Below are 14,999 nucleotides of genomic sequence, written 5' to 3'. Positions count from 1 at the left end.
TCGGTGAAGCGTCAACCCCATTCAGCGACCACCCTAAAAAAGTGGCGTGGTGAGGAATCGCCGTCCGTTTTACGGCGGCGAGGATGTCAAATCCTTAAAGTGTCCCGAAGTCAATCTCAGCTTTAGATGTCATATTCCTGACTCTATAAGGGCTTGAGGCTATTTTAAATAGATACCATGTTTGGACAAATTCCCAAATTATTCTCAAGCTATACTGGCATACTAGATGCGGTCTAATACAGTTATCCCTTGACTATTTGATTAATGATGAACAACCAACAAAACGGGGCTTTGAAAGCCCAAAGCCAGGAAAATCTAACAATTTTTGCTCAACCGGCTTTTATCCCCTCCGTGACGCAGGAAGAAGAAGAAATCAACCTGCGTCAAGTCCTTTCTGTGGTCAAGCATCGCTGGTTGATAATCGCTGGCATCACCCTAGGGGTGACAAGTGCGATCGCTACTTATACTTTCTTAAAAACCCCCATCTATCAAGGTAGATTCCTGCTGCTCATCGGTCAACCGATTGAGGAAAATAAAAGTTCTTCGAGACTGGCAGCCCAAGATATCCTACCTCAGTTAGGTGGTGAAGACATCGATTATGATACCCAAATCGCTGTTTTAACCAGTCCTCAACTCCTTAACCCCATCCTTAGTAAAATAACTCCTCAATATCCCGACTTTACCTACAGTGATTTAATTAGTAAGACTGGCAAATCTGATCTCAAAGTTAGTCAACTAAAAGATACGAAAGTTTTAGAAATTTCCTATCAAGATGCGGAACCAGAAAAAATCAAGCTGGTTTTAGAAAATTTAGCCCGTCATTACCTAAACTATAGTTCTCAGGAACGCAAGACCGAAATTAATCAAGGTTTGGATTTTGTCAATGCTCAATTGCCCGTGCTGCGGGAACGAGTTAATTCTCTACAAAAACAAATGCAGCAATTCCGGCAGCAATACAATTTCCTGGATCCCGATAAAGAGGCGACTCGTTTATCACAACAGTTAACCAGCATCGAACAGGAGTACAGAGTCGCCCAAGTCGCCCTTAACGAAATTAACTCTCGCTCTCAAGCTTTACAGCAACAGGTGGGATTAGACCCTAATCAAGCAATTATCGCTACTTATCTCAGTGAATCTCCCGGTTATCAAGATTTGCTCAAGCAGTTGCAAGAAGTGGAAGTGGAATTGGCGAAACAATCGGCAGTTTTTGCCAAGGATAGCCCGATAATCGCCACCCTAGAGGAAAAACGGGCTAATTTACTGCCCCTACTGCAAAACGAAGCCCAGAGAACCCTAGGGGAAAAACTGCCCCAGACAGTGGGTAATTCCCCGGCTTTGGTGTCACGAAGCGCTTTGCGAGTAGAATTAACCCAACAATTGGTGGAAGCCGCTAACACTCGCCAAACCCTAGAAATTAAGGTAGAATCCCTTGCCCAAGCTCTGGAACAACAGAAAGCCTCGGTCAAAAACCTAGCCGTACTATCCCGTCGTTATACGGATTTGCAGCGAGAATTGGAAATCGCCACCACCAGTCTCGGCCGTTTTCTGGAGGAACAACAAAAACTCCAACTCAAGGTGGCACAACAAGTGATGCCTTGGCAACTAATTTCTCCACCAGAAGTAGAGGAAGATTTCGTTTCTCCTAAACCCGTGCGAAATCTGGCGTTGGGGCTTATCGGTGGCCTGTTGCTAGGTATAGGGGCGGCCTTTTTAGCTGAAAGATTAGACCCCGTTCATCACAGTGCAGATGAACTAAAAGAAGATGCCAAGCTACCCCTTTTAGGTGCAATTCCTTGGCAAAAAGACCTCGGTACGATCGAAAAAGTGAACACCGCCCTACCCCAGTTAACAGTCGGCGATCGCAAAATTACTATCCCTAATACTACTGCCAAATCAGCCAACGAAAACCCCTCCTACTATAATTTCTCGCCCTTCTCGGAGGCTTTCCACACTCTTAACACCAATATTCGCCTCCTCGGTTCCGATTCCCCCCTCAAGTCCCTCGTGATTAGTTCTCTATCACCGGGAGATGGTAAAACCACTATGGCAATCAATATCGCTAAGGCGGCCGCTCGTATGGGACAAAGAGTCTTATTGGTGGATGCCGACCTGCGACGACCCCGGATTCACCTGCGACTTAATCTCGATAACGACCACGGCCTTAGTAATGTCCTCGCCGAGGGTCTCGATTGGAACGAGGCAATTCAATCCCTACCCCGTTACGAGAATTTATCGATTCTTACCGCCGGTTCAATTCCCCCAGCTCCAAGCCGTTTGCTTTCTTCCCAGAGAATGCAGGAGATGATCTCGCAATTACAGCAAGACCACCTCTTCGATCTAATTATCTACGATCTACCACCGCTCGCCGCTTTTGCCGATGCCAAAATTCTCGCCGCCATGGCCACTGGCCTAATTCTCGTCACCAAACTGGGCAAAACCGATCGCTTTGCGCTTAAAAATCTGCTGGAAGATCTGAGATTATCCCACATTTCCGTGTTAGGTTTAGTGGCTAATAATGTTAGTCGGAAAGACCACAATTATCGTTACTATGGCCATTACTACGGCAAAAGATAATTAAATCTCATCTCAGTTACTATTTATCAGTTATCAACTTTTAATTGATGTTAAATGCGGGTTTTAATTTGGTATCGCAATAATCTGCGGGTTCACGATCACGAGGCAATTTATCGCGCTATTCAAGAACAATTAGAGATAATTCCCTTCTATTGTTTTGATGAGCGTCAATTTGGTCTTACTTCCTACGGGTTTCCCAAAACAGGCAAGTTCCGGGCTAAATTTTTATTAGAAAGCGTAGCAAATTTACGACAATCTCTGGAAAGTTTAGGCGGTAATTTAATTATCCGACGGGGAAAACCAGAAGAAATTATCCCGCAATTAGTTCAAGAATTGCAAATAGCTAGGGTTTATTATCATCAAGAGGTAACAGCAGAGGAATTAGCGGTAGAAAAAGCGGTAAATAAGGCTTTATCCGGGGTTCCTGTGCAGATAAAAACTTTTTGGACAGCCACTTTATATCATCCTGATGATTTACCTTTTACCATTAATCAATTACCAGAATTATTTACTAATTTTCGTAAACAAGTAGAACGTCATTGGCAAATAAGAACAACTTATCCCACGCCGAAAAAGTTGACAAAATTGCCTAAAATAGAGTTGGGAAACCTTCCCAGTTTAAACGATTTAGGCTTAACAGAACTAATTTTAGACTGGCGAGGTGTTTTGTCGTTTCAAGGGGGTGAAATGGCAGGAAAATCACGGGTTAAGGAATATATTTGGGATAGTGATTCCTTAAAAACCTATAAGGAAACCCGCAATGAAATGTTAGGGACTAATTATTCCTCAAAATTCTCAGCTTGGTTAAGTTTTGGCTGTCTTTCCCCCCGTTATATCTATGAGGAAGTACAAAAATATGAGCAAATAAGAGTAAAAAATGACTCTACCTATTGGCTAATTTTTGAATTATTATGGCGAGATTTTTTCCGATTTATTGGCAGTAAACACGGTAATACAATCTTCTATAAATCTGGTTTGCAAGGACTTAATTTACCTTGGTTAGAAGATTGGGAAAAATTTAATCTCTGGTGTGAGGGAAAAACCGGTTATCCCCTTGTAGATGCTAATATGAGAGAATTAGCCGCTACAGGATTTATGTCAAATCGTGGCCGGCAAAATGTCGCTAGTTTTCTGACCAAAAATCTCGGTATTGATTGGTGTATGGGAGCAGAATGGTTCGAGTCGTTATTAGTTGATTACGATGTCTGTAGTAATTGGGGTAATTGGAATTACACTGCTGGTGTCGGCAATGACGCGCGAGCATTTCGTTATTTTAATATCCCTAAACAGTCGAGAGATTATGATCCCAAAGGTGATTATTTACGTCACTGGTTGCCCGAATTAGCCGCAATAAAGGGCGATAAAATTCACGAACCTTATAAATTATCTCCAGAGGAACAAAAGCGTTACGGGGTGATTTTAGGGGTTAATTATCCTCGTCCCATTGTCGATTTTTTTCAATCCATCAAACACAACGAAAAAATTTATCTTCAGCATTTCAGTAATCAGTGAACAGTAATCAGTAATCAGTGAACAGTAATCAGTAATCAGTGAACAGTAATCAGTAATCAGTGTAATTCTACCTAATATTATCTCAAGAATAAAATTTTTTCTAGACAAGAAACTTACCAAAATAAAAATGATTTTAATGTCCCCAGATTTTTTCCGTTAAATTGAATTAGCAATGATAGATATATATTTGGATTATCGAACTATTTATTAGTACATGACATAGAAGCAAGCTGTGATTGGGTTATAATTTTTGCAGATGTCTAATGAACTGAAAACTCACAGGGTGCATCTCATATTGGTGACTTTCTCTCACTTATGGTGAGCAGCAGAAGTTATTAAAAGAGGGCGAATGCAATTCGCCCCTACAATAATATTATTGCGCCATCTGATAACTGATCACTTATAACTGATCACTGATTAAGACATTTCTAACATTCTTTGAATCGGCAACAGTGCCTTAACTCTTAAAACTTCAGAAATAGTAATTTCTGGAGTTTTATCTCGCATACAGAGATACAATTTTTCGAGAGTGTTCAGTCTCATGTAGGGACACTCATTACAAGCACAGTTATTTAAAGCTGGTGCGGGGATAAATAGTTTCTCTGGGGCGGATTTTTGCATCTGGTGAATAATCCCCGGTTCTGTGGCGACAATAAAGGTTTTTTCGGAACTTTTCAGGGAATAATTTAATAGTGCCGTCGTGGAACCAATATAATCGGCATGGCGTAAAACCGATGCTTCACACTCAGGATGGGCGATAATTTTTGCTTCTGGATGGGCGACTTTTAATTCTATTATCTTGCGTTCGGAAAAAGTTTCATGGACAATACAACTACCCTGCCAGAGAACTAAATCTCTACCAGTTTGCTGACTGACGTAACGGCCTAAATTGCGATCGGGAGCGAAGATAATCGGTTGATGGGCAGGGATTTGATTAACTATTTTGACTGCGTTGGAACTGGTGCAGATAATATCACTCATGGCCTTAATTTCTGCACTGCAATTGATATAGGAAATCACAATATGATCGGGATATTGGGCTTTAAAACGAGCAAAATCTTCAGGATGACAACTATCAGCTAAAGAACATCCTGCATCTAAATCCGGCAGCAATACCAACTTATCTGGGTTTAAGATTTTAGCTGTTTCTGCCATGAAGTGAACCCCCGCAAATACGATCACATCTGCTGGCGTTCGGGCAGCCTGTTGGGATAAACCGAGAGAATCACCAATATAATCAGCTATATCCTGTATGTCAGAATTTTGATAGTAGTGAGCCAGAATAACGGCGTTTAATTCCTGTTTAAGCTCTTTAATTGCCGTAAATAGGTCATCAGGTAAGCTCGATCGATTGGCGGGTTGAACAGTTGTGAACACGGTACGACTTATGGTTATTTTTACCAAATACTAAACAAGTCCCTATATCATAGCAAATTTTTTTGAGGAGATTAGGGAGTGGGAAGCTTTTTTCAGTAATCAGTAAACAGTAAGCAGTAATCAGTGAAAAGACCGCAGAAAACTGCCATTTAATCCTGCTCACTTGATATTCTCTTCTCTTATCTGATAAATGACCCCTGATTAAGACTGTCCACTAAAAACTCACATCTGATAACTGATAACTGATAAATGATTCAAGGCTAAGGTGTATCAATGCTAGGATAAAGGCTTGAGTAGAGAACGATCGAGCGAAAGCCATGTCATCGACAGAAGTAAAAACCCCACCCCCAGACAGTCCTGAATTCCTCGATGAGTTACCCGGAGAAGTGGAAATGTCCTTATTTGACCACTTGGAGGAGTTGCGGCGCCGGATTTTTTATAGTTTAATTGCCGTGGCTGTGGGTGCGGTGGGATGTTTTATCTTCGTTAAACCCCTAGTACAAGTGCTGGAAGTTCCTGCTCAAGGGGTAAAATTTTTGCAGTTGGCCCCGGGAGAATTTTTTTTCGTCTCCCTAAAAGTAGCTGGATATAGCGGCATACTGGTGGCTAGTCCCGTCATTCTCTTACAAATTATTCTCTTTGTGCTGCCGGGGTTAACCCGTCGCGAACGGCGTTTAATTGTCCCGGTAGTGTTAGGATCGAGTGTTTTATTTTTTGCTGGTTTATTTTTTGCCTATATTGCCCTGATTCCCGCCGCTTTAAACTTTTTTGTGAGTTATGGGGCGGAAGTGGTCGAACAAGCTTGGTCGATCGAGCGCTATTTTGAATTTGTCTTACTTTTACTTTTTAGTACCGGCATCGCCTTTCAAATTCCCGTTATTCAATTGATTTTGAGCTTTTTAGGCATTATTTCCTCGCAAACGATGTTATCGGGGTGGCGTTTCGTGGTTTTGGGTGCGGTGATTTTAGGCGCGATTTTAACCCCTTCCACAGATCCTCTCACCCAATCCCTGTTAGCAGGGGCGGTCTTGGGTCTATACTTTGGGGGGATTGGGGTAGTGAAATTAACGGGACGTTAGCAGTTTTTTGATAGAATTTGACGGCTGAAAACTAATTAAGCCAGAAAGCTAGAGATTGATTCTAGATTGAGTAACAAAGTGAAATATTTTTTCTTAACGGCAGGTTGGACAATAGGGCGGGTGTGGGAATTTGGCGGTTTGTGGGATCACGCGAGTAGTTGGCGACGACCACCGCAGATAGAGCGATTAAATATCGGTATTTTAGAGGGAGAACAGGTTTTATGGCTTTATAAGGTGGAAGAAGCCGTGATTATGGTAGAAGTTGCCCCCAAGAGTGCAGAAATTGCCGATACTGTCCCCACCATCGGGCAAGTGGTGCTAAAACGCTTGATTAGTGCCGAACAAGTCCTCGAAATCCTGCAAAATGCCGAAGAAGTGCTGAGGAAGTAATCAGTGATCAGTTATCAGTCATCAGTGATCACTGATCAGATGTGAGTTTTCAGTGAGTGGTATTAAGTGAGGAGTATTAAATAGCATTAACAGTGCTGTCTTTTCACTGATTACTGTTTACTGTTTACTGATCACTGAAAAAAGCTCCCCACACCCCACACCCCACTTCCTTATCTGGACTATTCTGGCGGAAGATCGATCGCAAAGACTTGAAATCTGTTCTAACAATAGTTACACTTCTTTAGAATAGATACATTTTCAAGGGATAATGTAGGTCGGCTAACTCTTGCACTTAACCGTCGAGATTGTTGGGCTTATATTTGACCCTGAATATAAAAAGCGTCTAAGTGGACACTAAATTGTCAATAGGAGGAGCGTAGTCAATGGGACTACCTTGGTATCGAGTACACACAGTCGTTCTCAACGACCCGGGCCGTTTAATTTCCGTTCACCTGATGCACACCGCACTGGTAGCGGGTTGGGCTGGCTCCATGGCCCTCTATGAGCTAGCTATTTTCGACCCCAGTGACCCCGTATTAAACCCGATGTGGCGGCAAGGAATGTTCGTGCTGCCCTTCATGGCCCGTTTAGGTGTCACCGGTTCATGGGGTGGCTGGAGCGTCACCGGCGAAACTGGTGTTGACCCCGGTTTCTGGTCTTTTGAAGGCGTTGCCGCCGCTCATATCGTCTTATCCGGTCTGCTATTCCTAGCGGCGGTTTGGCACTGGGTTTTCTGGGATTTAGAATTATTTATCGATCCCCGCACGGGCGAATCTGCGCTCGATTTGCCGAAAATGTTCGGTATTCACCTGTTCTTATCCGGTTTACTTTGTTTTGGTTTCGGTGCTTTCCATCAAACAGGCCTTTGGGGTCCCGGGATGTGGGTTTCCGATGCCTACGGTTTAACTGGTCATGTGCAGCCCGTAGCTCCCGAATGGGGACCGGCTGGTTTTAACCCCTTTAACCCCGGTGGTGTGGTAGCTCACCACATTGCTGCGGGTATCGTCGGGATTATCGCTGGTTTATTCCATTTAACCGTTCGTCCCCCCGAAAGACTCTATAAAGCCCTGAGAATGGGTAATATCGAAACGGTGCTTTCTAGCAGTATCGCCGCCGTTTTCTTTGCCGCTTTCGTCGTGGCTGGAACCATGTGGTACGGTAATGCTACCACCCCGATCGAACTCTTTGGCCCCACCCGTTACCAATGGGATAAGGGCTATTTCCAAGAAGAAATTGAGCGTCGCGTCGAGGCCAGCATCGCCAACGGAGCCACCATCGCCGAAGCTTACCAAGCAATCCCTGAAAAACTGGCTTTCTATGATTATGTCGGTAATAGCCCCGCTAAAGGTGGTTTATTCCGTACTGGTGCCATGGATAGCGGTGACGGTATCGCTAAATCTTGGTTAGGACACCCCGTGTTCAAAGATGGCGAAGGTCGCGTTCTCAGCGTGCGTCGGATGCCTAACTTCTTTGAAACCTTCCCCGTTGTCCTGACCGACTCGGAAGGTATCGTTCGCGCCGATATTCCCTTCCGTCGTGCGGAATCGAAACTGAGTATCGAACAAAGTGGTGTCACCGTTTCTTTCTACGGTGGCGCTCTCGATGGTCAGGTCTTCAGCGATCCTGCTGATGTGAAGAAATTTGCCCGTAAAGCGCAACTCGGTGAAGCTTTCGAGTTTGACACCGAAACCCTCAAGTCTGACGGGGTATTCCGCACTTCTCCCAGAGGTTGGTTTACTTTCGGTCATGCTGTCTTTGCTTTACTATTCTTCTTCGGTCACATCTGGCACGGTTCTCGTACCATCTACCGCGACGTATTCGCCGGGGTAGATCCCGATCTGGAAGAACAAGTGGAATTCGGTTTATTCCAAAAATTGGGTGATCTTAGCACTCGTAAACAAGAAGTTTAGTTTTAGCTAAATCATCCATATAACTAAAGGAGTCAAGTCTTTGACTCCTTTTTTTGTTAATTAGGGCTTGCTGAATAATGGTAAAACCCTTTTAAAATAAAGCTTTTGACCTGTTAAAGTCCGATGTTAGTGCAAGAAAATAGGATAAGGGCAACAAAGCCTGAAACTCCTGACTCCTGACTCCTGACTCCTGACTCCTACCACCACCGAAAAACTTTTTCAGCAGACCCTAATTATTAGCTCTCCTGCAAACGGGACAATAAATCCTGTTTAAAAGGTATAGGAAAGTGGGGTGTAGGGTGTAGGGAGTGGGGAGAAACAATTGATAACTTGAGAGTTAATCACACTATTAAAAACGGATTTGGTATTAAAGTTCGATCGAGCATTACTTTTAACAAATAACTCAAAAAACCGCCAGTTTAAAGAAATAACTAGCGGCTTTTTGCTGGGGAAAATTACCCGTAATGGAATTACAGAGAGGAACCTAAACCAGCGTAAGCTCCGTAGAAGAAAAGACCAACCACGGCGATAACGCCTAGACCAGCGATGGTGGCGACTAACCACAAAGGAATACGACCTTCTGCGAACATGAATAACACCTCCTAATTGCGATGACAATAAATCGGGACTAATTAGTTAAAGAAATAGCTGGAAAATAAAATTCCCAAGACAGCAACTAGGAGTAAACCTAGGTAAAGAGAAGTACGATTTAACTCGACAGCTTGCCGATTCGGATTAGGTGTTCTTTCCATAATTGTTCTCCTAGCGTTGAATAAACTGCATTGCCGCAATCGCACCGATAAAGAAGACAGTGGGGACCGCTAAGGTATGAACTGCCAACCAGCGAACGGTGAAAATGGGGTAAGAAATGGGTTGATTGGGATTACCACTAGCCATTGTTTTTATCCTTAATTAAAGTAAACTACTGATTAAACTGCTCGATTTGATTTTTGGCCTCAAAGCGATCATTAATGATCGGTAATTCTTGACGCTCTTGAGTGTAATACTCATCGGGACGGGGAGTGCCAAAAACATCGTAAGCTAAACCGGTACTCACGAATAACCAACCTGCGATAAAGAGCATGGGGATGGTGATGCTATGGATAATCCAGTAACGAATACTGGTAACGATATCGCCAAAAGGACGTTCGCCGGTACTACCTGACATGGACGGTTCTCCTCGGAATGATAGGACTTGAAAAATTCAATCTCTATAATAGAGACTTTCTTGACCCTGACACAAGTTTTAGGCCGGTTCGCTAGGGGGATTATATTTCAGTAAAACCCCATTTTGTCCCAAGACAAAACCCTTGTCGGAATTGATAAAAACAATTCGATAGAGATTGGAGGGGACACTTTCCACAGCGCGATCTTTTTGCCAAGATTGGCCGCTGTCATGACTGACCAAGAGATTGCCGCTACCACCAGCGATCCAAATTTCTTCGGGGCTGCGGTAGTTGAGGTCCAAAAGTCCCCAACTGGTGGAAAACTCCGGGAATACCTTATCTTCCCATGTATCGAGATCATTGGGGCTAGTAAATTGTAGTTGACCACCCCGGGCCAGGGCCCACAGTTCCCCTTTTTCACCATAACCGACTTTTTGTAAGCGGCGGGAAGAAAGACGATTGTGGGGTTGCCATTCTGTTGACCCCGGTTCCCAAGTGGAATAAAAGTTCCCGCGTGCGGAAACGGCCACATATTTACCATCATGGGAACGAACAATTGTCCGGGCCACACCCACAGCACCTTCCACTAAAGCTTGCCAAGTTTTGCCCCCGTCTTTGGTGCGGTAGATAGCACCTAAATCCGTGACCATTTCGGCGGTTTTGTCGTTCAGGGCGATAATTCCGTAGGGGGAACCGGGTAATTTTTCACTTAAGAGAATACGGGACCAGCTGCTGCCCCCGTCTTCGCTATGGAGAAGAATTGAGGGTTTACCGACAATCCAACCCTCTTGGTTGTGGAAACTGACGGCGCTAAAGCTAACTTTTTCGTCGCCAAGGTTGAGGACTTTTTGCTGCCAGTTGTTCCCCCCATCGCTGGTTTCAAAGAGGGTAGATTTGGTTCCCACTAACCAACCGTGCTGCAGGTCGTCGGTAAAGGCGATATCGGCAAAAGTGGAGTCAGTGTCGAGGGTGAGGATTTGCCAAGGACTATTGCTCAGGGATGGCACATTACTACAGCTAAAGCAGAAAAAGGCTACAGCTAGAACTATTACGAATTGTTTCAGTTTTCTCATCAATGGTTCAGAGGTATTGGTCAAGGAATCGGGACGGATTAGGGTTTGTACCCGATGGGTTACAGGCTCATAAGAGCCGTTAGATTTAAAGATAATGAGTGCTTGAGTTAGTTTAAACCATATAAACTAATAAAGAAAACAAATCCTAGTGCTAAAGCCCCGAAAATCAAAATATTTTTTTGTGCGGGAGTGAGACGGTTGACTCCAAAACCATAGCTAAGATTTTCTTGGAATCCCGAAGGAGCATCTTTAGCTCCGATGTTGATAAATTGGGAACGACGCACACCACACACGGGACAGCGCCACGTTTCTGGCAATTCCTCAAAGGGGGTTCCAGCGGGAGTGTTGGTTTTACTATCTCCCTTGCTGGGGTCGTAAACGTAGCCGCAGGAGCGACATTCGTAGTTGGCAGGGGCCTGGTCGGCTAGGGTTAGTTCTGGTGGGCGATCGCTCATGACTAAGATTAAAGGAATTTTCAACACTCTGTTACAAATTATCCTTGAAAATTGACCCCTCTCACGGGCAAGCCCTGACAGAATACCAAGTTTTCAAGTCTTAAAAGGATTAGCGAGGCAGCATATCGGCTTTAAAAAAAGTAAGATTAATCTATTAGGGCTTAAATGTCTATTAAAACTTTATTAAGTTGATATTTGGGCTATTTACCCTGATTTTGGTACTCAAATTTATTCCGAGAAATTGAGAAATTTCCGGCAGGGAAGAAATTAGGGGTCTGATACCAAATCCTGTTTAAAATATAGGAGATTGGGGAGCGCCAGAGCTGCGGAGCAGGGGTAAACAATCCATAACTGGGTTTTTAAAGTTGGATTGGGAGTTAATCATGCTATTAAAAGCGGATTTGGTATCATATTGAATAAATTTAATCACTTTTAGCGATCGCTTTTATATTTTGGCATAAATGGGCTGCTCCCTCCCTGTTCCCCAAAACGAAAACTTCGCACCTCACTATTAAGATAACTGCTATCAACCTTATATTATAGGTATATAATCAACCTTAACTATCCCTTAAAAAGAGAGTAAAAATTGTGTTCAACCAGCTTGATTGGAATCCTGCCTACTCAATTGAAACCTTAGAACCAAATACGGTATTTTTTCTATCTGAGCGAGAATCAATCTGTTTCCAAGAGCCGCTTTATTATCGTTTAGTAAGATTAATTGATGGTCAACGTAATCTTGATGAAATTATTGATATTCTTCAGTTAGAATTTTTACAAAATCAAGAGATTAATCCCAATAATTTTAATTCGTTTGCAGTGATTATTAATTATAGTCTGGCAATTCAAAAAGCGATTTTTCAGTTATATAAACGAGGGTTTTTGTTAGAAAAAAAAGAATTATTGCCGTCTAATTTAGCAATTTTATGCCATCATCTTCAGGTTTCTCTATCCCAAGCTTTTGAACGATTACAATCTCTGAAGGTTACGGTTAAAAGCCTAGGCTCAATTCCCCAGCAAGATTTGATCAATATTTTGAATTCCTTGCAAGTTCAAGTCGCAGATGAAGGGGATTTAACCATTATTTTAACCGATAATTATCTTCATCCTGATTTAGATAGTATTAATCAACAAGCTTTAGTCTCGCAAAAGCCTTGGTTATTAGTTAATCCCCTAGGAAACCTAGCCTGGATTGGTCCCTTATTTTATCCCGATAAAACTGGTTGTTGGCATTGTTTGGCTCAACGATTACGAGATAATCGTCCCGTGGAGGAATTTATCATTAGACAGAGAGAAAATAAGATTTCTTTAATTTCTCCTTTAGGGTTTTCTTCAGCGACAATGCAGACAGTTTTAAATATGACGGCTATGGAGGTTTTTAAATGGATTATTCAAGGTAAAAATCAACGTTTAGAAGGAATACTAATGACTTATGATACTTTAAATTTACAATTTCAAGAGCATATTTTAGTTAAACGTCCGAACTGTCCTAGTTGTGGATATTCTCTGAATAAAACACCTTTACCTGTGGTTTTGGGACATCGAAAAAAGGCTTTTACCAGTGATGGGGGACATCGTTTTTGTTCTCCTGAAGAAACCTTAAGAACCTATCAACATCTTATCAGTCCTATTACGGGAATTGTGCGAGAATTAAATAAGATACAAGGGAATGCTTTAGTTCATACTTATGTAGCGAAACATCATTTTCGTAGCGTCTTTGATGATTTAGCCAGTTTACGGCAAAATATTGGAGGTAGAAGTGCGGGAAAAGGCCGTACAGATAGTCAAGCAAAAGCAAGTGGATTTTGTGAAGCTATTGAGCGGTATTCGGGAGTTTTTCAAGGGAATGAAATCAGAGAAAAAGCGAGTTATCAAGAGTTAGGAGATAAACCTATTCATCCTAACAAATGTATGAGTTTTAGTGAAAAACAATATCAACATCGAGAAGAATGGAATGCGAATAATCAAGGATGGTTTCAAAAAGTCCCTGAACCTTTTGATGAAACTAGAATCATTGATTGGACTCCTGTATGGTCTTTAACTGCTCAAGATTTTAAGTATTTACCGACGGGATATTGTTACTATGGTTATTCTCAATCTGAACCCTTAGATTGTTGGGCAGATTCTAATGGATGCGCCGCAGGAAATACGATAGAAGAAGCGATTTTACAAGGATTTATGGAGTTAGTGGAACGAGATTGTGTGGCTTTATGGTGGTATAACCAATTAGTTAAACCTTCCGTTAATTTAGAGAGCTTTGATGAGCCATATTTTGAGCAATTAAAGCAATATTATGAGGGGTTAAATCGGGAGCTATGGGTGTTAGATATTACTAGCGATTTGAATATCCCTTGTTTTGCTGCTATTAGTCCGAGAAAGGAGCGGGAAGTGGAGGATATTTTATTAGGATATGGAGCGCATTTTGATCCTAAAATTGCCATTAGTCGAGCGTTAACTGAGGTTAATCAAATCTTACCGAATGTGTTATCCTTTAAGGACGATGGGACAACAATTTATAATCCTTCTGCGGATCCTTTGGCGGTTAAATGGTGGCAAACGGCAAGGTTAAGCAATCAATCTTATTTAGTTCCCGATAGTAAAATAATACCGAAAAAAAGCAGTGATTATTTACAATTAGCCAGTGATGATTTATTAGAAGATGTTAAATTGTGTCAGCGAATTGTTGAGTCAAAGGGGATGGAAATGTTAGTATTAGATCAGACTCGTCCTGATATCGGTTTAAGAGTAGCCAAGGTTATTGTCCCCGGAATGCGTCATATGTGGAAGCGTTTAGGGGCAGGAAGATTGTATGATGTTCCTGTTAGCATGGGATGGTTAAAAGAAGCTTTGACAGAAGATGAATTAAATCCTTTTCCCATGTGGATGTAAATTTTTAGGGTTATTATAGTGTTGGGTTTCGTTGCCTCAATCCAACCTACAATTGTTCTCATCTTCAATTAAATCTTTGAGAGCATTGCTTAATCTAGGATCGTCATTAACAAACCAAAGAAAAATATGTGTGTCCAATAAAAAAGTCATTCCCTGTAATTTTGAAAGTCTTCAAGAGGTTCATCAAAGTCATCGCTCATCCATACTTTTCCCTTAGCACTTCCTCGTTTTAAGGGTCGTTTGATGGGGGAAATTTTGGCTACTGGCTCGTCGCCTTGCATAATAACGATTTCTTCTCCGTTAATTGCCAAATCGAGAAGTTTTGAGAGATCGGATTTAGCTTGAGCTATATCTAATTTAGTCATAATGTTAAATCTCTATTTAAGTTTTCAAAAAATCTTGCAAATGTTCTTCGTCATCAGCTACGATGGTAATCATTCCTTGACATAGTCCGGGGCGCGGACGTTGGGGCGATGTGGGTATTTGCCCAGCAATTCTCATTTTGAAAACAAAAGAAGATAAAGTTCTCTATGTGAACAAGAGAACTTCTGTCTAATTATCATTTTTTTTCAAGATA

14 protein-coding genes and 1 pseudogene are annotated in these 14,999 nt (G+C 42.2%); 6 read left to right on the top strand and 9 right to left on the bottom strand.

Translation table 11 applies throughout. The annotated features are described in order from the left end of the window. Window positions 1–264: 264 nt before the first annotated feature. Together BGL89_RS08225 and BGL89_RS08220 are read left to right on the top strand one after the other, a co-directional pair. On the top strand, window positions 265–2,574 hold the full coding sequence (locus tag BGL89_RS08225) for a GumC family protein (protein ID WP_286825294.1): 2,310 nt from the start codon (window positions 265–267) through the stop codon (window positions 2,572–2,574). Between the two features lie 54 nt (window positions 2,575–2,628). Beyond that, entirely contained in the window at window positions 2,629–4,086 is a 1,458-nt protein-coding gene (locus tag BGL89_RS08220) for a DASH family cryptochrome (protein ID WP_286825293.1), read from the top strand. Between the two features lie 417 nt (window positions 4,087–4,503). Here BGL89_RS08220 and nadA read toward each other — a convergent pair whose 3' ends face one another. Further along, window positions 4,504–5,463, bottom strand: a complete 960-nt coding sequence (gene nadA, locus BGL89_RS08215; RefSeq protein WP_286825292.1) for a quinolinate synthase NadA — start codon at window positions 5,461–5,463, stop codon at window positions 4,504–4,506. A 317-nt stretch (window positions 5,464–5,780) separates the two neighbouring features. Here nadA and tatC point away from each other — a divergent pair, with 317 nt between their 5' ends. The 3 genes from tatC (at window position 5,781) to psbB (ending at window position 8,842) form a co-directional block, all read left to right on the top strand. After that, window positions 5,781–6,542: a twin-arginine translocase subunit TatC gene (gene tatC, locus BGL89_RS08210; RefSeq protein WP_002783793.1), complete on the top strand. Its 762-nt coding sequence runs from the start codon at window positions 5,781–5,783 to the stop codon at window positions 6,540–6,542. Window positions 6,543–6,620: 78 nt separating this feature from the next. Next, window positions 6,621–6,932: a hypothetical protein gene (locus tag BGL89_RS08205; RefSeq protein ID WP_002798470.1), complete on the top strand. Its 312-nt coding sequence runs from the start codon at window positions 6,621–6,623 to the stop codon at window positions 6,930–6,932. A 383-nt stretch (window positions 6,933–7,315) separates the two neighbouring features. After that, window positions 7,316–8,842, top strand: a complete 1,527-nt coding sequence (gene psbB / locus BGL89_RS08200) for a photosystem II chlorophyll-binding protein CP47 (protein WP_149986009.1) — start codon at window positions 7,316–7,318, stop codon at window positions 8,840–8,842. 470 nt (window positions 8,843–9,312) lie between these two features. On the opposite strand, the gene BGL89_RS08195 is transcribed toward psbB, so the two are convergent. The 6 genes from BGL89_RS08195 to BGL89_RS08170 all read right to left on the bottom strand — a co-directional run bounded on the left by BGL89_RS08195 (window position 9,313) and on the right by BGL89_RS08170 (window position 11,536). Further along, the gene (locus BGL89_RS08195; protein WP_045362404.1) at window positions 9,313–9,432 is read right to left on the bottom strand and encodes a photosystem II reaction center protein J; all 120 of its coding nucleotides are present in this window, start codon (window positions 9,430–9,432) and stop codon (window positions 9,313–9,315) included. Between the two features lie 42 nt (window positions 9,433–9,474). Continuing rightward, entirely contained in the window at window positions 9,475–9,594 is a 120-nt protein-coding gene (gene psbL, locus BGL89_RS08190; RefSeq protein ID WP_002735805.1) for a photosystem II reaction center protein PsbL, read from the bottom strand. 10 nt (window positions 9,595–9,604) lie between these two features. After that, the gene (gene psbF, locus BGL89_RS08185) at window positions 9,605–9,739 is read right to left on the bottom strand and encodes a cytochrome b559 subunit beta (RefSeq protein ID WP_002736175.1); all 135 of its coding nucleotides are present in this window, start codon (window positions 9,737–9,739) and stop codon (window positions 9,605–9,607) included. Between the two features lie 25 nt (window positions 9,740–9,764). Then, window positions 9,765–10,010 (bottom strand): cytochrome b559 subunit alpha, encoded by a 246-nt coding sequence (gene psbE / locus BGL89_RS08180; protein WP_002749269.1) that lies wholly within the window; start codon window positions 10,008–10,010, stop codon window positions 9,765–9,767. Between the two features lie 78 nt (window positions 10,011–10,088). Then, window positions 10,089–11,081, bottom strand: coding sequence for a photosynthesis system II assembly factor Ycf48 (locus tag BGL89_RS08175; RefSeq protein WP_286825295.1), 993 nt, complete (start codon window positions 11,079–11,081; stop codon window positions 10,089–10,091). Between the two features lie 107 nt (window positions 11,082–11,188). After that, a complete protein-coding gene (locus BGL89_RS08170) occupies window positions 11,189–11,536 on the bottom strand; it encodes a rubredoxin (RefSeq protein WP_002757647.1) in 348 nt (115 codons plus the stop codon). A 588-nt stretch (window positions 11,537–12,124) separates the two neighbouring features. Between BGL89_RS08170 and BGL89_RS08165 the strand changes: the two genes are divergently transcribed. After that, complete coding sequence (locus BGL89_RS08165; RefSeq protein WP_286825291.1) at window positions 12,125–14,422, top strand: TOMM precursor leader peptide-binding protein; 2,298 nt, start codon at window positions 12,125–12,127, stop codon at window positions 14,420–14,422. Window positions 14,423–14,473: 51 nt separating this feature from the next. Here the strand turns inward: BGL89_RS08165 and BGL89_RS21465 are convergent. Next, window positions 14,474–14,572 (bottom strand): annotated as a pseudogene (locus BGL89_RS21465) (type II toxin-antitoxin system VapC family toxin); the annotation flags it as partial. After that, window positions 14,569–14,787 (bottom strand): type II toxin-antitoxin system Phd/YefM family antitoxin, encoded by a 219-nt coding sequence (locus BGL89_RS08160; RefSeq protein WP_002738737.1) that lies wholly within the window; start codon window positions 14,785–14,787, stop codon window positions 14,569–14,571. The pseudogene BGL89_RS21465 and the gene BGL89_RS08160, both read right to left, overlap by 4 nt. Window positions 14,788–14,999 lie beyond the last annotated feature (212 nt).

Origin of the sequence: Microcystis sp. LSC13-02 (assembly GCA_002282935.1) — a bacterium.
Taxonomy (GTDB): domain Bacteria; phylum Cyanobacteriota; class Cyanobacteriia; order Cyanobacteriales; family Microcystaceae; genus Microcystis.
This window is presented reverse-complemented; position numbering and strand designations above follow the sequence as displayed.

What these genes read in the sequence shown, in the direction of transcription:
- BGL89_RS08225 (WP_286825294.1), top strand. Translation starts at nt 265, where the DNA reads ATGATGAACAACCAACAAAACGGGGCTTTGAAAGCCCAAAGCCAGGAA.
- BGL89_RS08220 (WP_286825293.1), top strand. Translation starts at nt 2,629, where the DNA reads ATGCGGGTTTTAATTTGGTATCGCAATAATCTGCGGGTTCACGATCAC.
- tatC (WP_002783793.1), top strand. Translation starts at nt 5,781, where the DNA reads ATGTCATCGACAGAAGTAAAAACCCCACCCCCAGACAGTCCTGAATTC.
- psbB (WP_149986009.1), top strand. Translation starts at nt 7,316, where the DNA reads ATGGGACTACCTTGGTATCGAGTACACACAGTCGTTCTCAACGACCCG.
- BGL89_RS08195 (WP_045362404.1), bottom strand. Translation starts at nt 9,432, where the DNA reads ATGTTCGCAGAAGGTCGTATTCCTTTGTGGTTAGTCGCCACCATCGCT.
- psbL (WP_002735805.1), bottom strand. Translation starts at nt 9,594, where the DNA reads ATGGAAAGAACACCTAATCCGAATCGGCAAGCTGTCGAGTTAAATCGT.
- psbF (WP_002736175.1), bottom strand. Translation starts at nt 9,739, where the DNA reads ATGGCTAGTGGTAATCCCAATCAACCCATTTCTTACCCCATTTTCACC.
- psbE (WP_002749269.1), bottom strand. Translation starts at nt 10,010, where the DNA reads ATGTCAGGTAGTACCGGCGAACGTCCTTTTGGCGATATCGTTACCAGT.
- BGL89_RS08175 (WP_286825295.1), bottom strand. Translation starts at nt 11,081, where the DNA reads ATGAGAAAACTGAAACAATTCGTAATAGTTCTAGCTGTAGCCTTTTTC.
- BGL89_RS08170 (WP_002757647.1), bottom strand. Translation starts at nt 11,536, where the DNA reads ATGAGCGATCGCCCACCAGAACTAACCCTAGCCGACCAGGCCCCTGCC.
- BGL89_RS08160 (WP_002738737.1), bottom strand. Translation starts at nt 14,787, where the DNA reads ATGACTAAATTAGATATAGCTCAAGCTAAATCCGATCTCTCAAAACTT.